This window comes from Nocardia nova NBRC 15556 (assembly GCF_001613005.1).
Lineage (GTDB): Bacteria > Actinomycetota > Actinomycetes > Mycobacteriales > Mycobacteriaceae > Nocardia > Nocardia nova.
In genome coordinates, this window is the sequence record NZ_BDBN01000030.1 from 42136 (window position 1) to 63269 (window position 21134).

The window sequence follows — 21134 nt, forward strand, 5'->3', positions numbered from 1 at the left end:
GCACGCGAAGCGACGGCGCAGCACAACTCAACGCCGTCGCCGACGCGCTGGCGGATCTGATGGGCGAAACTCGGCGACGGACATCCTCGACTGTGCCGGCACCGCGCCGAACTGACCGTCGCGGTGGACCTCGAACACCACGTCTCCGCATCGGATCGGCGGCGTGCGGCGGCGGAGGGGGCCCTGAGTATGTACTTGCGTTCACCTCCCTCGGGACGGTTGCCCTGCGGATTGGCGTGGCATGGAGCTGGCCACGACGAACCCCGCAGACGAATGGTTTCCGAAAGTGTGTGGGCTGGGACCACAGTCATATGTGTGGGGTGTCGGCGACCGATATCGTTCTCTCGCGCGAGGTACTCGCACCGCGCTCGGGTCGCATCGAGTAGCGACCCGAGGGCGGTGAGGGCAGTACCGCCCGCCGCCACCTCCCCTGAAGAGTTCACGCTCTAGGTGCAACAAAGTGGGGCGAAGGCGGCCCTGCACCCAGCGCTGATCGGCGGCCGGGCCCGCAATCGTGTTCACCGGTGGGGGTTCGATCTGAGCTTTCGTATGCTCGGGAGCGTGGTCGAGATCAACTCTGCCGCCGCCATGGTGCAGGTTCTGCGTCGCGTGGGTGCCTCTGTCGATGATGTTGCGCGCATCCTCTCTCGGGATACGGAGGCAATCGCTCGCAGGGTGCGGAGCACCAAGGGCGTGCTTGAAAATGCAGACAGTGACGTTGCATCGGCCGTTCGCAGTACCGTCGCCGACCACCGCAAGGCGTCTTCGCACTACTCGGGGATCTACCCGGGCAGGTGGCACCAACTCTCGGTACGTCGGGTCGAGAACGGCCCCGCGCGGGTGGCCGACGAGCTCGAGCGAATCTACCGGGCCGGAGACAGATCACGGTGGGCCAATTACGACCCCAAGTTATTCCAGCAAGGCCACCGTTCGCTCGAAATGTGGTTGAAGACCGAGGGCCCGTTGGCGCCGCTGAGCGAGCATTACGGCCTGAACTGCTGGGAGATGGTCACTTACGCTGCGACACGAGCGGGCGTCTTGGACAAACCTCGACTACGCGAATTGATCGAACTGCGGCGACGTCCCGACGGCACCTGGAATGGTGACCATCTCGACATGTGGCTGCAGCGGATGGGGGACTGGCTGATTCCTGAGGGCCGGCGCACATATACCGGCGCGCCCGGTGGCCCGGTGCCGGAGCGGGGCGACATTGTGATGTGGAACGCGAATGCCGAACATGTCACCGTGGCAACCGGACGTACGGGAGCGGATGGGTCTCCGGAGCTCTATTCGTCCTGGTACCTGCCGAAACATCCGCTGACGTGGGATGAAGTCACCAAGTCCTTTTCCCAGGTCACGGATTCGGTGCAGATCACGACGGTCGATGAGTTGACGAAAGGGATGTACGCCCTGCGTTACAAGGGGGAGCCCTGCTACGACCCGACTGTACCTTTCGAGATCATTTTCGGGCGCGGCCCGTGGTGAGCGGCGGCAGGTTCGTTCCGGTTGTGGGGCGGAGTGGGCGGGCAGGGTTTTCGTCGGCGTCGAGCCGACGAAAACTCGTCGGGCCCGGATCGTCCACCACGAGCAAGACCCAACGACCGACGCCACCGCCGAAAGTGCCTGGAATACCTGCTACCACAACTAGATCGTGTCTCCCGATGATGTGAGCCGTTCGACGATGAGAGCCCGTGTGAATCCGGCGCGGTAGGTCAGGGCGAGCTTGTCGTAGCGAGTCGCGACTGCGCGCCAGTGTTCGGCCGTGTCGAACGCGCGCTCGACCACGTTGCGTCGTGTGTATTCGACCTTGTCGAAGCCTGGCGGCCGTCCATCGAGGCGTCCGCGCTTTTTCCGGTTGGCGACCTGGTCGGATCGTTGGGGTATGACGCTGCGGATCCGTTTGCGCCGCAGCAGGTCCCGGTTCGAAGCTGCCGAGTACGCCTTGTCCGCGATGACCGGGTCGGGATTACGCCGAGGTGGGCCACCGGCGAGCCGGGGCACCGCCCGTCGGGTCGATAACGACGCCGGCATGTGCGTCGACACAGCGGCGAGCGACGAACAGCGTGTCATTGTGGGCGGAAGCGATGATCGGAACGACGGCCCGATGTACCGCTTCGAGAGCCGATGTGGCGCTGCGGGTTCAGACACCACTTGCGGCTGGTGGTTCTCCATCGACATGTGAGCTTCCATCCCCCGAAAGACTTCAGATACTGCTTCGTCGGTGGTCATACGGAATACCGAACACCGGTGAGGTCCTCGGACATCTCCCACAATCTGCGCTGAAGCAGGGCATTGCGGGAGGTGGCAGACGAGCTGACGATCCGGGGATGGCCTCGTAGTTCGCCCAGTCCTCCGGGACCGAAGTATTGGCCGCCTACAACTGCGGGATCCGTTGCGGCGCGCAATATCGGCAGTGCTCCCATCGCAGCGCCTTGACGCAAACCGCCGAGCAGTCTGTTCTGCAGCCGTATGGATATCGGGGCGTCCCTGACGAGTTGTGTCTTCGTCGTGCCCGGGTGCGCTGCCACGGCGATGGCGTTCGTACCTGAGGCCGCAGCCAGCCGACGTTGGAGTTCGTATGTGAAGAGCAGGTTGGCGAGCTTGGCCTGGCCGTAGGCGTGTACCCACTTGTAGGGACGCCGTTGCCAGTGTGGGTCGGCGAAGTCGATGCCGTCACCAGCCATGCGGTGGCCGAAACTGCTCACGGTCACGATTCGGGCTCCGGGTGTGTTCATTAGCATGTCCAAGAGCAAGCCTGTCAGCGCGAAGTGTCCGAGGTGACACACGCCGAAGTGGAGTTCGAAGCCGTCCTCGGTGGATTCCTTCGTAAACGCGACCAGCCCCGCGTTGTTGATCAACAGGTCAATGCGGGGGTAGCTTGCGCGCAGTTCGGCGGCCGCGGATCTGACAGATCGCATGGATGCGAGATCGAGCTGCTGCACCCTGACGGTAGCGCCGGGTTGAGAGTCGGCGATTCTGGCGGCAGCTTCGGTTCCCGCGCCGATGTCTCGCACGGCGAGCACCGTGCGGGCTCCGCGACGCGCAAGAGCAGCGGCGATCTCGTACCCAATACCCGAATTAGCGCCTGTTACAACGACAGTGCGCCCCGATTGATCCGGTATCGCGTCAGCCGTCCAACGCTGACGCCGGTTCATTTTCATTTCACCTCGCTCACGTCGGGGGACCGGATACTTCTCCAGTAGGGTCGTAGCGGTTGGTCAGGTATCCGGAGTCGGCCGACCCTGCGAATCGCAGTGCTGCCCAACAGATCTGAGTCGACCTCATCGCCACGCGTGGTAAAAGGCCGGGCTCCGGATACTCCCAATACTCGACGAGCTTTCCGTTGTCGATACGCTACACCTGGGCCAGGACGTAGCTCAGCTTCTCGCCGTCACGTTCGAGGTGATGGCGAACAATAGCGACCCCGATGCGATCGTTGGCCACGATGTCGATCAGTTCGTCCCGATCGTGCGCGCGCATCAGCACGCCGCCGGGGCCCGCACCGCCGGCCCGGAGTGCGATTTATGTACCGGGCCGGCCACGGGGTGGGCCGTTCGCGGGGCGGGCTGACCACCAAGGCCCACGTGACCACCGACGGCAACGCCCCGCGGCCCGGCCGTGCTGATCACGCCTGGCCAAGCCGCGGGCCCGGGGCGATGTTGCCCGCAATGCTCGAGCAGGTGGCGGTGCCCCGGCTCGCCGGTGGCCCACCTCGGCGTAATCCCGACCCGGTCATCGCGGACAAGGCGTACTCGGCAGCTTCGAACCGGGACCTGCTGCGGCGCAAACGGATCCGCAGCGTCATACCCCAACGATCCGACCAGGTCGCCAACCGGAAAAAGCGCGGACGCCTCGATGGACGGCCGCCAGGCTTCGACAAGGTCGAATACACACGACGCAACGTGGTCGAGCGCGCGTTCGACACGGCCGAACACTGGCGCGCAGTCGCGACTCGCTACGACAAGCTCGCCCTGACCTACCGCGCCGGATTCACACGGGCTCTCATCGTCGAACGGCTCACATCATCGGGAGACACGACCTCGTCGAGATGTCCTGCAGCCACATAACATTCAAATCGCGCAAGGGCCCGCACGGATTCGGGACCGCCACACGTCCAGGCTGTATCGGTAACGCCTGGGCGGACAACGCTGGCAGGCGCGCCTGCAGTTTCAGCGGATCATCAAGACCGGGACAGGGTTTCGGTGTTCGGTTCGGGACGGTTATCGGCGGCGACCGAGGGCGCTACAACGGTGGCGCCTCGGCGCTCCGACGCTGATTCGGGCTTTCGCGTAGCGTCGCCGGTCTTCTTCTCCGAGGCCTGCGCGGAGGAATGCTCGGAGTCCGGGGCGTGTGCTGCATCGGCTGTATCCGCAGTCTCGGCGGGCCGGTCGGTCCGCCAGGGCGCCGGTCGCGCATCCGGCCGGGCGAACACCGTGGGCTCGGATTTCGGCGGGACACCGCGGGCGGACCACGGCGTTCCGGAGGGGGCCGCCTTCGGGGTGGGCTTCTTGCCAACCGCCTTGCGGCGAGCGCGCTTTCGCCATGGTGTGACGTGCTGGTTGGATCCCCGGACGGCACGCGCCCCGGGGTTCGACCGGCTCGGCGGCGACGGGTCATCGGCATCGCCTGCCACCTCGAGGAAGTTGTTCGCCCGATCCTGCCCCATCGCCGAGGAAGGGCGTTCCTGGTCTGGGCTCCACGATGATTCCGGGTCGGACACCGGAATCTGCGGGCCGTAGCGTACGGGCGTACTGCGGGGGTCGTGATGGGCACCGACGCCGGAGTCGTCCCTTGCCGCCGGTGGTTCGGAACTCGTCCCCGCCGCGGCATGCCCGGGACTCGGCGCCCCACCATCGGGACCCGCTACCGCATGACCACCATCAGCGCCCGAGGTGGTGGCGCTGATTTCCGGATTCGGTTGCACACCACCGATTCCCGTGTTCGACGCAGCATCCGGCCCCGGCAACCGGCCGGTGGCATGGTGCGCCGGATGCCCAGTAGCCCCAGTAGGTCCCTTGGTCGTGTGCGTGCCGGAGTGATCGGGCGGATATCCAGGGGAGAGCGGATATCCGGAGGAGATATGGGCAGGGCCCTGCATGTCGGGCGTGACGCTGAGTGGGGTCGTCGGCGAGGTATTGGCCACCGGCGCAGGTGCGTGGTCGTTCGTCACGGTCTGCGGTCCCACTCCCCTGGAAGGATCCGTGCCCGGATCCACGGCAGGCACCCCTCCTTCCCCGCCGTCGTCGAAGGTGGGAGAGGTGAAGTCCAGTCCCGCGACCTTGTCCGCGAAATCCGATGCCTGCCGCAGGATGTCATCGGCCAGCCCATCGAGGACATGGGCGTAGTTGATGACCTCGTCGGGCTCGATGTGCAGCGTCTGATCGGCCGAACCGGGCGGCGGACCCAACAGCTCGCCCGCGGCGTCGTCCACGATCCCACGGACCATGCGGTCGATGACATGCTCGAGCGGCTCGATCGCCTTCCCGAGCACCTCGACCAAAATATAGCCGATCAGCACCTGCTCCATCACCTGGCAAATCTTGCGCGCGGCAGCCACGACCGCCTGCTCGACCGCGACCGACAGACCGTCGGTGACGATCGTCGCGGCCATCGCGGCGGCGTAACTGGCTGCCAGCGCGGCGAGTTCGGCCAGCACCGCGACCTTGGTCACCTTGATCACCACAGCAGCCGCATCCAGGGCATCGGCCACCACACGGCACGCCGTATCGAGATCAGCCATATGCGACTTCGACATCCGTGCCCAGGCCGCGACCAACTCCTGGTAGGAATACCCTGACCAGGCGTTCCTCATATCGGTGATCACACCGGTCGCGGTATCGTGCGCATCGGCCACGCCGTTCGCGAAATTCCGCACATGAGTCCCCAGCGCGCGGACCTGATCCTCGTTGATATCCGGATACGGCACACCGGCGTAGTTGAGAAACAACGCCACATCGTGCGGAATCTCTATAGCCATCGATCCCGCGCTTTCCCGGCCCAACTCACAGGACTCAAGCGATCACGACCCGACGGGGCATGCGAGACATGATAACCGTCGCCCCGGAATGCGGCGCCACCCTGAGGTACTGTCGATCACCGGAATCAAGTAGAGGAACCAACTCTTTCCGGGCCCGGTGCTCCTCGGCGCCGTAGGACGTCTTCGGGATCGCGGAGCACGTATCGTGGGCGCATGGCGGGATACTCCGGCAGCCCGTTGGCCCGCAAGCTCGGCATTCGGCCCGGCAACCGCGTGCTGCTCGCCCAGGCCCCGAGCGGATTCGTGCTCGAACCGCTGCCCGAGCAGGTCTGTCTGCAGCGGCGCGCCGGGCGCGGGCAGTATGACGTGATCGTCGGCTTCTGTCCTGACTACCGGTCCCTGGATCGAGGATTCGGCACATGGTGCGCCCGCCTCACGCAGGCGGGTGGCCTCTGGGTCGCCTGGCCCAAGAAGTCGAGTGGGGTAGCTACCGATCTCAGCGATACGGTCGTGCGCGAATTCGGCTTGGCCGCAGGACTTGTCGACAATAAGACGTGCGCTATCGATGAGACCTGGTCGGGTCTTCGCTTCGTGGTCCGGCTGGCCGATCGGCACTGAGTCAGAGGCGGACGCTCCGACAGGGGTCTGGTAGTGAGCTCGCGGAAAACAGCGTCGAGGGCTCAACCAGCCCGGTGGGGGAGTGCGAGATCGGAGCCTCGCGGCCGCATGGCCGAGGAGACCCGGCAGCTGTGGCGGATCGTCGACCGGACCCGCGATCATGAGATCCCCGCCACTGTCGAGGGTCTGCCGGCGACCACCACCGGTCTTGCCGAAGGGGCTGGAGCCTTCTCAAACTAAGTACGCATTGACAGATCATCTTCCCAAAGCGATGATAAGCGGGCGCGTATTAAATCGGTACTTGCCGGTCGCAGGGCGTCGCCGAAGTGCGCGTGAATCGAGCGAAGGGATCCGGAATGGGCCACTACAACAGCGACGTTCGCGACGCCACCACCCTTTCCCGAACGGTCCGCACGGTTCGCGCAACATGGGCTCACCACCGTGACTCCGGCCGATCGTTGTCCGCTCTCGTGATCAACAGCCGGTGGAAGCGGGGCCCGGCGTCGAACTCGGGCGGCCCGTTCATGGTCAGTCTCACCCAGTACACGCCGCGCCACCTCACGGATGTCGCCGACATCTGGCGCGCCTCGGAAAAGCTCGGTGATCAACTCGCCGAGATCGACGGCGCGGTCGGAGTGATGACATATGTACAACCGGGCCGCCGCCACGTGGGTTCGCTCTCGATCTGGGCCGACGACAACGGGCTGACACAGTTCATCAAGCTGCCGTACCACCTCGAGATCATGGACAAGTACCGGCCGCGGGGTTTGCCGATCAGGTCCGCCAAATGGTGGACGAGCGAATTCCGGGTCCACGCCGCGTTGAACCACAGTCTGCAGATGCTCGACACGGAGAATGAACGTCGTCGTGTTGTCGGGCCGAAGCCGAAGGATCCGGAGTGTGGCGGCAAGTGACGAAGATCCCCGAGCCTCTCTGCGGCGCAAGGGCTCTCGCGGTCCCGGGTCCCGGGCTTGCGATGCAAGCCTTCCGGGTGCCCGATCGATACGATCGCAACCGTGGAGCTGATCGGTGAAGCGGAGAAGCGTGAAATCAAGGTCGTAGGCTCCGCTCCGCTCGGCCGCAGGGATTTGCCGGTGAACGCACCCTGATCGCCGCAGCGCTCGGCGTCGAGGCAGTGCACTCGAATGCGATTGCGGAAACCGCTGTGCTGGATGGAATTCTCTCGATCAGCGACCCCGCCGCTTCGCGGCCCGGTTCGCTGATGGCCTGATACCGTCGCAATCCGTCGTCGGACATCCGCACGCACTTCACCAGGCTGCGCACCGAGGTGTGCCCGACCACTTCATCGACATCGGAGTCGACGCGCCTCCTCCGCCGCGTGGGTGAGGCGGGAATGACGCAACTGATGCAGCGTGTAGAGACCATCGGAGTAGTCGGCGGTACGCGCTTCGAACAGTTCGGCCGCGCGCGGTATGACAGCCGCGCGCGCCTGTTCGCCGAGGCGGTGTCGTTGGTGGCCACCGGCGGCCGGGCTTTACGGGCCAGCCCGGAACCCCGATAGGCCCGCCTGACGAACCGCTCGTCCGAGCGATTCGCCATTGATGGGGAGGTTCGCCGGAGCTGGGGAAGGCGGCGGTGGGGGATTATCCGTCTTCGGAGCCTGACCCAGCTTTCTCGGATGGAAAGAGATCGAATATGGACATTCAAAGCATCATCAGCTTGCTGCTCAGTGCGGGCAGCAGTGTTCTCGGCCTCGGAAGCAGCGTGCTGAGCCTCTGACCACTTTCCGACGCCCGGCGTTTCCGCGTCTGCTCCCGCACGGTCTCGGTTCTCATGACCTTGGCCTGCGTCCGCGGATTGCCGCCCCGTGGGGCAACTTTCCGCCGGAAAGTAGACACGGGGGTGCGACAAAAAGTAGGCCCTAAGTATGTCGACCGGAATCACCCGTTCGCCTGGCGCCCGACGACCGGTTGCGGGCACCTGTCGCCCCCCGGGGGGCAGGTTTTTAGGCGGCGTGTGTTGCGTGCCCGGCTGCTCCGATCACGCAAGGCGGAGCGCTTATCACAGCGCGAGGCTGACGCCCCATCGTTGTGCGTACGGCAATCGAGTGTCGCGCCAGGGTTTCCAGGTCAGCCACGGTGACATGGCGAGCGCACCCGGCACGGTGTCGCCCGCTCGCGGCCTATCCAGCGACACGGCCGCGTTGTTCGTATCATGTTGGGCGCCTGCAATATTCGCGGCGCAGGCGGGGGAGCGCCAGGCAGGCACACACCGCGGTGACACCCCATGGGAGTGACTTCATTGTGGCTCCTCTCGATCGGGGGAGTCGTCGCTGCGCGGCGGTGTCGCGGTTGGTTCGATCTCTGGTCGGGGCGCGACAGCGGTCCGAGGGACGCTGTGGCCGGGCGCACTCGGGCGCGTGCGTGGCGGCCGGCCGTTCAAAAGCGCCAACCGTGCGTTGTAGGCGTCGAGGGCAGCTTGTTCGTGGTCGACATCGGCATCGATGGTGGTCGTGCCGAGCAGTGCGCGGTGGCGGATACCGTCGAGCCAGGGACCGAGCCCGGTATCGCGGTCGGCGACGCGGATCCATTGTCCGGAAACGGTAATCATGATCAGCATCATCAATCCGTCACCGCCGAGCCACATGATGATCCCGGCGAGGTTCTGGTCGGCCAGCGCGCTCGGACCCCAGTCGCGGGAGCCGGCATAGGCGGGGGCGAGCACGGTCGACGACATCATCAGGGTGACGCCGATGAGGGTGTCGGGTCCGACGCAGATGGCGAGCACGACGAAGCGTAATCCGTGCGGCCACTCGGGCTCGACGGTCAGTTCGTCACCCGCGAGGGGTAGCAGCAGCAGATAGCCGGTGACCAGGTAGAGCGCGAGTTCGCTGTCGTGAATCCACATGTGCGTCGACATCGCCTGCTGGAATCCGGTCAAGTGGGTGAGCAACAGGACAGCGCTGTAGAGCGGCACGGTGAACCGCGCGGAGACCAGGATCCGGAAGGCGCGGCTCGTTCGCATCCGGTCGATAGCTGTGGCGGCTCCCGAGGCGTCGTGCAGAAGGCGGATCGGCTGTGCCCACACCAGCAGCGCAGGAATGACCATGATCAGCAACAGGTGCACCACCATGTGCACCGAAAACAGCGCGTGCGAGTACGTCGCGAGCGCACTGTCGACTGCCACGATCACCAGCATCAGTGCGGCCAGCCAGCACACCGTGCGCAGCAGCGGCCAACGCAGCCTTCGGCGCGCCGCTCGCCATGTCAGGAACAGGTAGCCGGCCGCGGCGGCCACGACGAGTGTGTCCACGACAGGCGACCACGTCCAGGTACCGAAGATCGTGGCCGCCGTGGGCGCGGGGATGCCGGTCACTGTCGGTCGCCAAATACGAGCATTCTACAATTGTTGCACTGTGCATGTTTCGATTGGTTCGAGGGTGGTCGGTATGGGTGTGAGGCCCTCGGAAGTAGCGGGCGGACGGTGGTGGTCGCTGCCGTTGCCGGGGCGGACACCGTGGCGAGAGTGGCTGCGGGAAAGTCGCGGCGGCTTGGTGGTGCTCGCGCTGGTCATCGGTGCGGGTGCGGGTGGCGGTGCGATCGTTTTTCGTTGGCTGATAACGACTTTCACTCGGATCCTGTCCGGGTATGCGGACTATTCGGCCGCCGGGAACGTATCGAATCCGCATGTGGAATTCCTCGGGCCGTCGTTCGTGGTGCTGGCTCCGGTGGTGGCCGGGCTGGTGTATGGGCCGCTGGTGTACCGGTTCGCGCCCGAGGCCCGCGGCCACGGCGTACCGGAGGTGATGTATGCCGTCGCCGAGCGGGGCGGGCGGATTCCACCGCAGGTGACCGTCGTGAAGGCACTGGCCTCAGCGCTGTGTATCGGCGGTGGCGGTTCGGTGGGCCGGGAGGGCCCGATCGTGCAGATCGGCTCGGCATGGGGGTCGAGTATCGGGCGGTTGACCCGGATCTCTGAGCGGCGCTTGCGGATACTGGTGGCCTGCGGCGCGGCGGGCGGGATCGCCGCGACGTTCAACGCGCCCATCGCCGGACCGTTCTTCGCGATGGAGTTGATCCTGCGCGATTTCGCCGCCGAATCCTTTGGTGCGGTGGTGCTGTCGAGTGTGACCGCGAGTGTGATCGGTCGCGCCGCCCTCGGCAGCGAGCCATTCCTGGACCTGCCGGCCTTCGGCCTGCGCTCGGGGTGGGAATACGGCGCATTCGCCCTGCTCGGTGTGATAGTCGGTCTGGTCGGCGTCGTTTTCACGCACGTGCTGTACCGGATCGAGGACGTGTGCGACTGGGTCTGGCGGTGGCCGGAGTGGCTGCGGCCCGCCGTCGGTGGCCTGCTGCTGGGGGGCCTGCTGCTGGTGTTACCGCAGATGTACGGCGTCGGCTATCCGGTGCTGGGCAACGCCATCGGCGGTCACTATGTCCTGTGGATGCTGGTCGTACTGATGGCCGGGAAGATGCTCGCGACGAGCCTTACCATCGGGATCGGCGGTTCGGGTGGAGTGTTCGCGCCCTCGCTGTTCATCGGCGCGATGGGTGGCACCGCGTTCGGCGTCGTTGTCCATCATCTGTTCCCGGGCGCGACCGCGGCGCCCGGTATGTACGGACTCATCGGTATGGGCGCCGCGTTCGCGGGCGCGACGCGGGCCGCGATCACCGCGGTCATCATCCTCTTCGAGCTGACCGGTGAGTATTCGATCATCCTGCCGCTCATGCTGGCCGTGGTCGTAGCCACCGGAATCTCCCGGGCAGTATCGAAAGAGACCATCTACACCCTCAAGTTGACTCGCCGTGGCGTGGATCTGGATGCGGCACACGCGGGCCCGGCCGGTCGGCTCGACCGGATCCGGGTCGGGCAGGTGATGGAGCCGTGTCCGGAACCAGTCGAGGCCGACATCACCGTTGAGGGCGTCAGTCGCATCGTCTGGACATCGGCCCATTCGATGGTGCCTGTCGTGGGGGCGGACGGAAGATACCGCGGTTGCGTCACCGCCGCGGCGGTGGCCGAAACACTCGCCGACACCGAATCGGCGGACACCACAGTCGCCGACTTGGCGGTGCTGCCTCCGACGGTCATCGAAACCGCCACGCTCGCAATCGCTCTCGACGCGCTGACTGGACAGCCGGGCACCGGGATACCGGTCGTCAACGATGTCGGTGACACGGTGATCGGCTGGCTCACCCACAGCGCAGTACTCGGCGCACTGCACGATGGGTCTGCCGCCGATCGGGCACGAGCGGCGCGTGTGCAGTCCGGGTCTGCCGACGTCGGCGCAGCGCGCACCGTTTCGGGCGGACGTCAGAGCTGATAACCCTCGATATCCTCACCGGGAGGCGGTTCGCCACCAGCGGCGGTGAAGGCGGTCAGCGCCTGCACCAACCCTGCCCGGTCGGCGACGGGCATCTTGGCGGCCACGGCGGCGATCTCGTTGCGCCGGTGAGCGGTGGCGGTGTCCACCACATGCCGTCCACGTTCGGTGAGTGCAACGATCTGCTCCCGACGCGAATTCGGATTCGTCCGCCGGTCCAGCAGACCGCCGGTGACCAAGCGGTCCACCATGCGGGTGGCTGTGGAGGGCTGCACATTGAGCAAACCGGCCAGCGTGGCGACATTCGAAGGCCCCCGGCTGGACAGGATCACCAGCGTCCGGAATTGCGGGATCGTGATCGTCTCGTCGACCGCCGCGATCGACCGCGCCGACAGCGCCACCAGCAGCCGAGAGGCCGTCAGCAATGCGTCGGTCAACTGATCGATGTCGTGTGCCGCGTCGGCACCGGTCTTCGTCACGGTCACCTCCCTTGGCTGCATCCGTTCAACCCGTTTTGGTGAGATATGGGCCGATAGCCGAATCATATTGTCCGGTCCTCGGTAGGCGCGACAGGCGTCATCCCTGCCGCTGGGTCGATGATGGTGTAAATGACGACCAGATCGCGTGCCCAGGCTTTCAACATGGCCGCCGCCGAGTACGCGGCCAGTCGACCCTCCTATCCACCCCAGCTTTTCGACGCGATCGAAGAGGTGATCCGGCGTGCCCAGGCAGCCCGGCAGAAAGTGGGTACGACCCGGATTCGAATCTGCTGGAGCGGCTATCCGCATTCTCGATGTCGCCCCTCGGCGGCCACGATGGACAGGAGCGGAGCATGCGCCAGGCCCGACACGATCACCCGGATCGGCCGGTACGGTTTTCGATCGGCGACGAGGTGCTTGTAATCGATAGTCGTTATGAAACGGCATCCATCGTGAACGACGTGCTCATCGCGTTGTGGTTCACCATCGGCAGCGCATTGTTCCTCTCCGAGCCCACTCAGGTCGCGGGCACCTGGATGTTCCTGATCGGGTCGATACAGTTCCTGATCCGCCCGGTCATCCGGCTCGGGCGTCGAATTCACTTGCGGCGCTTGGGCAGCGACGCCGGACATCGGGCCGCCGACTATGATTATTGAGTTCAGCGCGGTCCCGTCCAGCGCCGTCGATCGGCAGCGCGCCCCCGGTGGACTGCGGTACCAGCTTCGTAATCGGTCGGCCTGTTCGGCCACACCAAGGGGCGACGCCAACGAAACCGTCGCCTGCCTCCTCGACGACGTGCCCACCCTGATTCCCGCGATAGCAGCCGACCCCGGCGACGTTCTGAATTAGCTTGCGGCCCAGGGTGTCTTGTTCACAGCATGAGAGGGGCTGGTATCGACCCATCGCCTTCGGCAAGGGCGGTGTCGGAAAATCCAGTGTGACCGTGAATCTCGCTGTGGCCTGGTCTGTTGAACGGCTACTTGCCGTTCGGAAACGATGCCGAAGTCGCCAGGAATGTGTTGTAACTGCGCCGCCGCGTTTCCCAATCGCGGATCGCACGGACGCGGTGGCAACCGCGCATGATCGAACACTCGTGCCGCCGAGAACGGTGCTGCGCGCGGCGGTGTGGACTCCCACTCTTCTGATCCGCAGTCAGCCGGGATTTACACCTTATCTCCGGCAGCGATCAGCCGTGCATGACCACCTCGAGGCGGGAAGCGTCGGGGAAGTGGGTACCGAGCGTGGTCAACTCGATCGCGATCCGCCCCGGGCCGGGGGCGAAGGATATCGAGTTGGTCTCGTTGTGGAACATGTGCCGGGACACGCTACCCGCCCCACCGCTGTCCAAATTGCGCCAGTTGACGACCGCGACCAGCGACGACCCGCATCCCGCGCTGCCGGTGCCGGCGATGTCGTCGGTTTGGTAGCCGATGGAGACCTGGTTGCTGTCATCGAAGATGTTGGCCTTGGCGTCGATGGTCGTCGCGCACGGGCCGCCATCGAACTGTGCAGTCAATGTCGGCATACCGGTGTGCGACTCGGCTGAGGCCGGCGTGGCCTGAAACAGAAGCGCGCTACCGACGGCAGCGAGGATGGAAACAAGGGAAGAAGCGTGCATGGTGTCCTCTCGCAGTTCAGGCCCTACACGCTATCGACACACGGGTTCAGGTTCCATCGACCGCACCATCCCGAGTCCACTTTGGCCGGTAGGCGCCGGCGCATCCGTGCAACTTGCGGGTCAGCCCGAAGATGCCCTCGGTGGGTGCGTCGGATTGGGTTACATCCCGAACCGACACTGTATGAATGGGTTTCAGCCAACTCCATACCCGACGGATCCGCGTAGTCCTCAGGTTGCAGGAGTTCTCGCGTGCATTCGAATCGAAGGCGGTCGTGTCCGCTACCTCGAAGCCGACCTCATCGACTGGCTGCGGCACCTGGAACAGCACGGCGGTAGCTACACCCGCACGTCGGCGCAGGTCCGCACGATCGATGAATGCCTGCAGGCGTTCGAGCGACAGTGGGCGGTGAACCGACGCAAGGGCACCGTGCGTCGCAACAGCAAGCACCGGGAGAAGGTGAAGCTGAAGCTCACCGACAAGATGAGCGCGACCTTCGAAATGTTCGCCTGCCAGGATGCGATCAAGCTGGAGACCGAACTTCCTACATCACCGATATCGAGTATCTGTCGCCGTCGGTGGCGTATCGCCATCACGTCATCCTCGGCATGATCTTCCGGGAGCAACCCTGCAAGGGCTGTTCGACGTGTGCCCGATGACCGGGGTGCCCGCGCGGACACCACCGCCGCGAACGGGCAGCGAGCGTTGACCGCGGACGAGTGCGCGGAACTGCCGATCATTCTCGGAGACGCCGGATCTCAGCCCCGCGGGCACGACCACGTTCTGCCCATCTCTCTGCTGCTGCTGGGTACCGGTGTGCGTTTTGGCGAGGGGCTGGCCGCACGGCGGTGCGATATGCCCGAGCTCGACGACCCCGCAGTGGAACGCGCGCGGTCTTTCATGTCTGTTGGACGATCGTGAAGCGGGACAACATGCCGCCGTTCCGGCAGGACGGCCGTAAGTGTGGTGCGCGCAGTGATTACTGCATTGTCATGCCGATATGGCTCAGGCGGAGATGAGAGTGCGGAAACGGGTGTGCAATCCGGCGAGCGAGGACGAGCATCTGTTCATGAGCGGCGACCGCATTGTCTACACCGCTCTCGCCCACTACGCGCTGGCTGTGATGCGGGAGGGCACCGCGCTGGATTGATTCTGCTGGGCCCCCTGCGTGACGCCGCGGCCACCGAGGTCGCCGGACGCAGCGGGGACAAGGCGAGGGCCTGTGCACAATTGGGCCATTCGGAAAGGTCGTCGACCGCAACGCATCACTACATCGACAAGCGCGGGTTCGAGCGCAAGGCCGTCGACAACTCCCAGTGGTTGGAGTACCTGAATCCCAAAAGTGACGGTAAAGTAACGAATCTGGCTCGATTCCCACAGTCGGCAGCCGCCTGACCTGCGGAAATGTTTCGAGTCAGCGCAATCCGATCGTTATGTCGGGTGATCGATCCGATGGGAAATAGATGAGATTCACCAATATTGTCGGTACCTCGCTGATCGCTATCGCGGCGACGAGCATCGCCTACGGTACCGCTTACGCCGAGCCCGGCGCGCCCGCGCCGGCTCCGAGCCAGGTGCAGACCCAGCAGAGCCCGGCCGTGCAAGGCACGGACCAGGGTGTCGGCTACACCACCGAACTCGCCGATATGGGCAACAAGATCGTCACCACGGTGACGGGTGGCAAGTTCGCCCTCACCTCGGACAAGTCGGCGGTCACCCTGACCAACGACAAGGGTGCCGTGGTGATGAGCTATCCGCTTTCGGCCAAGGGCCCCAACGGCACCTCCGTCGCCGCCGCGGTGAACGAGGACGGCACCAGCCTGACGCTGACCCCCCAGGGGCAGCCGATCTCGTCGGTGAAGAACATCTCCGGTCAGGACTGGTTCTTCTCCGAGTTGCAGCACGCCTCGCTGGGTGCCGCGGTGGGCGCGGTGATCGGCTTCCTGGTCGGCCTGCTGTTCATCGGCATCGGCTCGATCCCGGGTGCGGTGCTGGGTGGTGTGATCGGCCTGCTGGTCGCGGGTGGTCAGCCGCTGATCGACTCCGCCTTCGCCTACTTCAGCGGCAACTGACACCGGAAGTGCTGCGACACTGAAGGTTCTGATTCTCGGCGGCACCCGGGAAGCCCGGCAGCTGGCCGAAATCGTCTCCGGCGAGCGAGGATTCGACATCGTCTCCTCGCTCGCCGGACGTGTGCGTGAACCGGTCCTGCCCGCCGGTGCGGTGCGCATCGGCGGCTTCGGTGGCGTCGAGGGGCTGCGGAACTGGCTGGCGGACAACGCGATCGAGGCGGTCGTCGATGCCACTCATCCCTTCGCGGGCACCATCTCCGCGCATGCGGCCGCCGCCGCACGAGCGGGTGGGGTGCCGATCGTGCACCTGCGCCGGCCGGGCTGGTCCGAACAACCCGGTGACCGGTGGTCGCGGGTGCCGGATCTGGCGGGCGCCGCCCGCGCCGCGGCCGACTTCGACCGCGTCTTCCTCACCATCGGCCGCCAGGGCGTGGCCGCATTCGCCGAGCTCGATGAGCCGTGGTTTCTCATCCGCGCCATCGACCCGCCCACCGGACCCGTTCCGCCGCATCATCTTCTGCTTCTCGCCCGCGGCCCGTTCACCGTGGCGGAGGAAATCGATCTGCTGCGCGAGCACCGCATCTCCGCGATGGTGACCAAGGACAGCGGCGGCGACCTCACCGCCGCCAAGCTGACTGCCGCACGAACGTGCGGCATTCCGGTCGTAGTCGTCGACCGGCCGCCCGTGCCCGCCGGTGTCGAGTGCGCGGAATCCGTTGCGGCGGCCTGGGACTGGTTGAACGCGCTGCGAGGCTGAGGCTCGCGCCACCACGCGCTGTCCGGCCCGCGCCGTACCGTAGCAGCGAGACCACGCCGACCCGTGTGGCCTTACCGGTCGGCCGCGACCCTCGCCGTGTTGTCCTGCGCGGCCTGCCCGTACCGCCTCGAGGTGAATACCCGCGTTCCGTGCGGGGTTTCGACCGTGGCGGTGGTGGACGCGCCGATGATGAGCAGCGTGCGCATATCGACCTCGTCCGGATTCAGCTCGGCGAGGGTCGTCACATGCACCGATTCGGCCGGCCCGCCCACATCGCGCCCCAGAACCACCGGGGTGTCCGGGCCGCGATGCTCGAGGACGAGTTCACGCAGGACGCCCACCTGCCATCGCCGCTGAGTGGAGGCAGGGTTGTAGATCGCGATCGCCATATCGGCCGCGGCGACCGCCGAAATCCGTTGTGCCACGGTCTCCCACGGCTTGAGACGGTCCGAGAGCGAGATCATCGCGAAGTCGTGGCCGAGCGGCGCGCCGATGCGGGCGGCCACGGCGCTGGCCGCGGTGACCCCGGGCAGCACCCGAACCGGCACATCGCGCCACTGCGGATCGGCCGATTCCTCGACCACCGCCGCGGCCATCGCGAACACCCCGGGATCGCCGGAGGACACCACCACCACGCGCGCCCCGGATTTCGCGAGATCCAATGCCATGGCCGCGCGTTCGGATTCGACCCGGTTGTCGCTGAGATGGCGGCGCTGCCCGGGGCGGACCGGCACCCGATTCACGTAGGTGGTGTAGCCGACGATATCGGTCGCCGCCGCGAGGGCGCGGGTGACCTCGGGCGTGGTCCATTGCGCGGAGCCGGGGCCCAGTCCCACGACGACGACCTCGCCGACCTCGTGAACGTCCGATCCGTCCGAATCACCGTGAGCCGCAGCGGGTTCGGTCGTGGTGAACGGTATCTCGGTGGTCGGTGCGGGCCCGGGCACCACGGTGATCGCGAAGTACGGCACATCGGCGTCGGAGACGTCGGCGGCGCGCAGGATCCGCTGCCGTCCGGTGCTGGCTCGTTCCACGTAGTAGGCGTCATCGAGCCGCCCGGCCTTCGACAGCGCTTGCCGCACAGCGGGATAGGTGCGGCCGAGCTTCATGATCGCCGCGGCGTCGGCGTCGGCGAGGCGTTCGGCCAGCTGATCCGGCGGCATGGTCCCGGGCAGCACCGTCAGCACCTGCTCACCCTCAACCAGGGGTGTGCCGAGCGCGGCCGAGGCGGCACTGACCGAGGTGATGCCCGGGATGATCTCCGCGGGGAACCGGTCGGCCAGGCGCCGGTGCATATGCATGTACGAGCTGTAGAACAGCGGATCGCCGGCCGCCAGGAGCGCCACGGTGCGGCCCGCGGCGAGATGTCCGGCCAGCAGCTCGGCGGCACGTTCGTAGAACTCGTCGATCGCGCCCTGATAGCCGCCCGGATGGTCGGTGGTCTCGGTGGTCACCGGATAGATTAGATGTTCCTCCAGTTGTCCCGGCCGCATGTACGGCGCCGCGATCGAGCGGGAGATGCTGCGACCGTGGCGGGCGCTGTGGAAGGCGATGACGTCGGCGGATTCGATGACGCGAGCCGCCTTCACCGTCACCAGCTCCGGATCCCCGGGTCCGAGCCCCACGCCCCACAACTTCCCGGGAGCCACGTCCTGAGCACTCATTCCTGCTCGCTCGCGATCGCGTTCAGGGCGGCGGCGGTGATGGCGCTGCCGCCGCGCCGGCCGTGCACGGTGAGGTATTCGATGTCGCCGTATTCGGCCAGGGCCTGTTTGGATTCGGCGGCGCCGACGAAGCCCACCGGAATGCCGAGCACCGCCGCGGGGCGGGGTGCGCCGGCGTCGAGCATGTCCAGCAGATGGAACAGCGCGGTCGGGGCATTGCCGATCGCGACCACGGCGCCGTCGAGGCGATCACGCCACAATTCCAGTGCCGCAGCCGATCTCGTATTGCCCATCTCCCGAGCCAGCTGCGGTACCCGCGGATCGGCGAGCAGGCACAGCACCTCGTTGTCGGCCGGCAGCCGTTTGCGGGTGACGCCGGAGGCGACCATGGTGGCATCGCACAGGATCGGCGCGCCGCGGCGCAGCGCGGCGCGGGCCGCCGCCACGACCTGCGGGGTGTGCGAGATATCGGTGGTCAGATCGACCTGTCCGCACGCGTGGATCATGCGCACCACCACCTGCGCGACATCGGCCGGGAACCGCGCCAGATCGGCTTCGGCCCGGATCGTCGCGAACGAGCGCCGATAGATCTCGGCCCCGTCGGTGAGGTAGCTGGTACGCACATCGGACATGGGCATCACCCTAGCGGTGAGAATCCGCGCCCCGAGCGGCAGCGTGGGCGAGGAGCCGCCCGGCCCGCGACATCGAGCCGCCCCGCGACATCAGAACGGCAACCGCGCCCGCCACGGCGATTCGGCCGGATCGTGCAGGGGATTGGCGAAGACGAGATAGCGGAACAGGGCCAGCGCCCCGGTGAGCAGCAGCACCGCGAGCGGGACCTCGGCGAGCACGGCCGTCGCGATCGACACCCGGATGTCGTCGGGACCGGCGGTGGTCGTGTCGAACCAGGCGTCGGCGAGCAGCAGCACCCCGGTGCCGGAGGCCGGCAGGATCACCAGCGCCCGCCGCCGCCAGCCGAGGTAGGCGGTGGTCGCCATCATCACGACCAGCAGGATGTCGAAGCCGATCCACACCAGCGCCCAATGATTCGCGTCGTAGTCCTGCGGCAGTGTGAACCCGAGGTAGACCAGCCACGGGATCATCGCGACCGAACCGCCGACCATCAGCGACAGCCGTAGTCCGCGGGCCACGCGCACCCGGCGCGGATGCGGCCGCACCCGGTCGGGCCGCAGCCGCGCGACCAGTTCGAGCCGCTGGGGGAGCGAGAGCTGTGCGATCTGCGCATCGGAGAGCAGGCCGGCGGTGGACGGCGACTGATCCGCGGACGAGTCCATCGATCCAGTGTGCGCGAAGTACGGCGTTGTCGGGACGTGCCGGCAGGAGCCGTCGGCCACGACCATCCGATCGGCGGCGCTACGGAATGGGAGAGCGTCGCGGCGAGGTGCCTCAGCGAGTCGCGCCCGGCGGTGAGATGGTAGCGAAGTCAGTCGTCCGCGCGAGGTCCGATGATGCGATAGCCGCCGGATTCGGCGACCACCTCGGTCACCGGCCCGGCCGGACGCCCGCATTGCCGATCGCAGCCGGACCAATGCTGCCGGCCGGCGACGACCACCTGATCGGCCGCGACGCCCGACAGGTCCGGCGCCGGGGCGCCGACCGGGAGCACGCGGCCGGACATGACGGCCTCGGCCGCGTCGGCCCGCACGTCCGTCAGTGATTTCGCGCAGCCAGGTCGCCCGGCGCACGCCGTCACCGCGAGCCACGGTGAGTTCGCGTCGAAGATCAGGCCCATCGGCGCGAGCACCCGCACCACCTGTTCGGCCGTCCACTCGTCCATATCGGCCAGGACGAGGCTGCGCCAGGGGGTGATCAGAATCGGATGTTCCACCGCCGCAACGAATTCCGCGGTCCGGGCGGGCAGGGCGCCCAGCGGCACCCCCGCCCCGAGCGCGACCCGGTCGTCGGCCTGGGTGAGCCATCCGATCGGAATATCCTGGCGGGCAACGAGATCCATCGGTTCAGCGGTCGGTTCCAGAGCCAATTCGGCCAGGATCCGGGCCGGGCCGTCGGCGACCTCGCGTAGCCGCCACTGCTCGCCGCGCATCCGCTGGAAACCGTGGGCCGCCGCCAGCATCGTGTCCACCGCCCGGTCGGCGCCGATCCGCGCGCCCGAATCGCGCCCGGCCAGGACCAGCGCGAACTCGGCCTCGTCGGTGGCGTGCACGCCGATATCGCCGCCGAGACCGCTGATGTCGCCGCGGCCGTCGTCGAGGGTGAACAGCACGCGCCCGGGCAGTGCGGCCAATTCCGGCGCCTGCCGCAGCTCCGCATCGAGTCGCGCGGCCAGCGGATGCACATCGCTCCAGCCGCCCACCCGGCCCGACAGCGGCGAGGCCACGATGTTGCGCACCCGCTCGTGGGTGGGCGCGGGCAGCAGCTCGGCCTGTTCGAGCCGCTCGGCCAGGGCCGCCGCATCGTGCATCTGCCGCAATTGCACATTGCCGCGGGAGGTTAGTTCGATACTGCCGTTGCCGAGCTCGTCGGCCGCCGCGGCCAGCACCCGCAGTTGATCGGGGGTGATCGCGCCGCCGGGCAGCCGGATCCGGGCCAGCGGACCGTCGGCGGCCTGATGCAGGCGCAGGACACCGGGGCAGGAGTCGGGGGCGGAGCGCGTCATGATGCCACCAGCCTACGAGCCGGGCGCGC

General features: G+C 66.7%; 22 protein-coding genes. 11 read left to right on the forward strand and 11 right to left on the reverse strand.

Features of this window, described 5'->3' with window-relative positions:
- Nucleotides 1-561 precede the first annotated feature (561 nt).
- A complete protein-coding gene (locus NN2_RS13225) occupies nt 562-1485 on the forward strand; it encodes a hypothetical protein (RefSeq protein WP_146098572.1) in 924 nt (307 codons plus the stop codon).
- A 159-nt stretch (nt 1486-1644) separates the two neighbouring features.
- Here NN2_RS13225 and NN2_RS13230 read toward each other — a convergent pair whose 3' ends face one another.
- The 3 genes from NN2_RS13230 to NN2_RS38935 all read right to left on the reverse strand — a co-directional run bounded on the left by NN2_RS13230 (nt 1645) and on the right by NN2_RS38935 (nt 3480).
- Entirely contained in the window at nt 1645-2229 is a 585-nt protein-coding gene (locus tag NN2_RS13230; RefSeq protein WP_082856962.1) for a transposase, read from the reverse strand.
- Nucleotides 2226-3161: an oxidoreductase gene (locus NN2_RS13235; RefSeq protein WP_063013503.1), complete on the reverse strand. Its 936-nt coding sequence runs from the start codon at nt 3159-3161 to the stop codon at nt 2226-2228. Before NN2_RS13235 ends, NN2_RS13230 begins: the two co-directional genes overlap by 4 nt.
- A gap of 193 nt (nt 3162-3354) precedes the next feature.
- A complete protein-coding gene (locus NN2_RS38935; RefSeq protein WP_280639124.1) occupies nt 3355-3480 on the reverse strand; it encodes a hypothetical protein in 126 nt (41 codons plus the stop codon).
- Nucleotides 3481-3524: 44 nt separating this feature from the next.
- Here NN2_RS38935 and NN2_RS13240 point away from each other — a divergent pair, with 44 nt between their 5' ends.
- Nucleotides 3525-4067 (forward strand): transposase, encoded by a 543-nt coding sequence (locus NN2_RS13240; protein ID WP_082856963.1) that lies wholly within the window; start codon nt 3525-3527, stop codon nt 4065-4067.
- 113 nt (nt 4068-4180) lie between these two features.
- Here the strand turns inward: NN2_RS13240 and NN2_RS13245 are convergent, their stop codons facing one another.
- Nucleotides 4181-5977 (reverse strand): WXG100-like domain-containing protein, encoded by a 1797-nt coding sequence (locus NN2_RS13245; protein WP_156511326.1) that lies wholly within the window; start codon nt 5975-5977, stop codon nt 4181-4183.
- A gap of 213 nt (nt 5978-6190) precedes the next feature.
- Here NN2_RS13245 and NN2_RS13250 point away from each other — a divergent pair, with 213 nt between their 5' ends.
- From NN2_RS13250 to NN2_RS37135, 3 genes are all read left to right on the forward strand, one after another.
- Nucleotides 6191-6595 carry a hypothetical protein gene (locus tag NN2_RS13250; protein ID WP_063013507.1) on the forward strand — a complete coding sequence of 135 codons (405 nt, stop codon included), beginning with the start codon at nt 6191-6193 and terminating at the stop codon, nt 6593-6595.
- Nucleotides 6596-6951: 356 nt separating this feature from the next.
- On the forward strand, nt 6952-7509 hold the full coding sequence (locus NN2_RS13255; protein ID WP_063013509.1) for a hypothetical protein: 558 nt from the start codon (nt 6952-6954) through the stop codon (nt 7507-7509).
- A 440-nt stretch (nt 7510-7949) separates the two neighbouring features.
- Nucleotides 7950-8117 carry a hypothetical protein gene (locus NN2_RS37135; protein WP_156511327.1) on the forward strand — a complete coding sequence of 56 codons (168 nt, stop codon included), beginning with the start codon at nt 7950-7952 and terminating at the stop codon, nt 8115-8117.
- Between the two features lie 737 nt (nt 8118-8854).
- Here NN2_RS37135 and NN2_RS13265 read toward each other — a convergent pair.
- Entirely contained in the window at nt 8855-9931 is a 1077-nt protein-coding gene (locus NN2_RS13265; protein ID WP_063910742.1) for a cytochrome c oxidase assembly protein, read from the reverse strand.
- Nucleotides 9932-10004: 73 nt separating this feature from the next.
- On the opposite strand from NN2_RS13265, the gene NN2_RS13270 reads away from it, so the two are divergent.
- Nucleotides 10005-11879 (forward strand): chloride channel protein, encoded by a 1875-nt coding sequence (locus NN2_RS13270; protein WP_082856964.1) that lies wholly within the window; start codon nt 10005-10007, stop codon nt 11877-11879.
- On the opposite strand, the gene NN2_RS13275 is transcribed toward NN2_RS13270, so the two are convergent.
- Entirely contained in the window at nt 11870-12358 is a 489-nt protein-coding gene (locus tag NN2_RS13275) for a MarR family winged helix-turn-helix transcriptional regulator (RefSeq protein WP_245658690.1), read from the reverse strand. The genes NN2_RS13270 and NN2_RS13275 overlap by 10 nt on opposite strands.
- Before the next feature lie 353 nt (nt 12359-12711).
- On the opposite strand from NN2_RS13275, the gene NN2_RS13280 reads away from it, so the two are divergent.
- Nucleotides 12712-13014, forward strand: coding sequence for a YrhK family protein (locus tag NN2_RS13280; RefSeq protein WP_063013588.1), 303 nt, complete (start codon nt 12712-12714; stop codon nt 13012-13014).
- Nucleotides 13015-13544: 530 nt separating this feature from the next.
- On the opposite strand, the gene NN2_RS13285 is transcribed toward NN2_RS13280, so the two are convergent.
- A complete protein-coding gene (locus tag NN2_RS13285) occupies nt 13545-13883 on the reverse strand; it encodes a hypothetical protein (protein ID WP_063013515.1) in 339 nt (112 codons plus the stop codon).
- Between the two features lie 199 nt (nt 13884-14082).
- On the opposite strand from NN2_RS13285, the gene NN2_RS13290 reads away from it, so the two are divergent.
- The 4 genes from NN2_RS13290 (at nt 14083) to NN2_RS13305 (ending at nt 16803) form a co-directional block, all read left to right on the forward strand.
- The gene (locus tag NN2_RS13290; RefSeq protein WP_169812403.1) at nt 14083-14586 is read left to right on the forward strand and encodes a hypothetical protein; all 504 of its coding nucleotides are present in this window, start codon (nt 14083-14085) and stop codon (nt 14584-14586) included.
- 388 nt (nt 14587-14974) lie between these two features.
- Nucleotides 14975-15124 (forward strand): hypothetical protein, encoded by a 150-nt coding sequence (locus NN2_RS37140; protein WP_156511329.1) that lies wholly within the window; start codon nt 14975-14977, stop codon nt 15122-15124.
- Between the two features lie 313 nt (nt 15125-15437).
- On the forward strand, nt 15438-16046 hold the full coding sequence (locus NN2_RS13300; RefSeq protein ID WP_063013521.1) for a DUF8020 domain-containing protein: 609 nt from the start codon (nt 15438-15440) through the stop codon (nt 16044-16046).
- A 19-nt stretch (nt 16047-16065) separates the two neighbouring features.
- Nucleotides 16066-16803: a cobalt-precorrin-6A reductase gene (locus tag NN2_RS13305; RefSeq protein WP_063013523.1), complete on the forward strand. Its 738-nt coding sequence runs from the start codon at nt 16066-16068 to the stop codon at nt 16801-16803.
- A 71-nt stretch (nt 16804-16874) separates the two neighbouring features.
- Here the strand turns inward: NN2_RS13305 and NN2_RS13310 are convergent, their stop codons facing one another.
- The 4 genes from NN2_RS13310 to cobG form a co-directional block, all read right to left on the reverse strand.
- A complete protein-coding gene (locus NN2_RS13310; protein WP_063013525.1) occupies nt 16875-18467 on the reverse strand; it encodes a precorrin-2 C(20)-methyltransferase in 1593 nt (530 codons plus the stop codon).
- Nucleotides 18464-19099 (reverse strand): precorrin-8X methylmutase, encoded by a 636-nt coding sequence (locus NN2_RS13315; protein ID WP_063013527.1) that lies wholly within the window; start codon nt 19097-19099, stop codon nt 18464-18466. The genes NN2_RS13310 and NN2_RS13315 overlap by 4 nt, the downstream gene beginning before the upstream one ends.
- Before the next feature lie 90 nt (nt 19100-19189).
- On the reverse strand, nt 19190-19762 hold the full coding sequence (locus NN2_RS13320) for a hypothetical protein (protein WP_036525464.1): 573 nt from the start codon (nt 19760-19762) through the stop codon (nt 19190-19192).
- A 149-nt stretch (nt 19763-19911) separates the two neighbouring features.
- A complete protein-coding gene (gene cobG, locus NN2_RS13325; protein WP_063013529.1) occupies nt 19912-21105 on the reverse strand; it encodes a precorrin-3B synthase in 1194 nt (397 codons plus the stop codon).
- Nucleotides 21106-21134 lie beyond the last annotated feature (29 nt).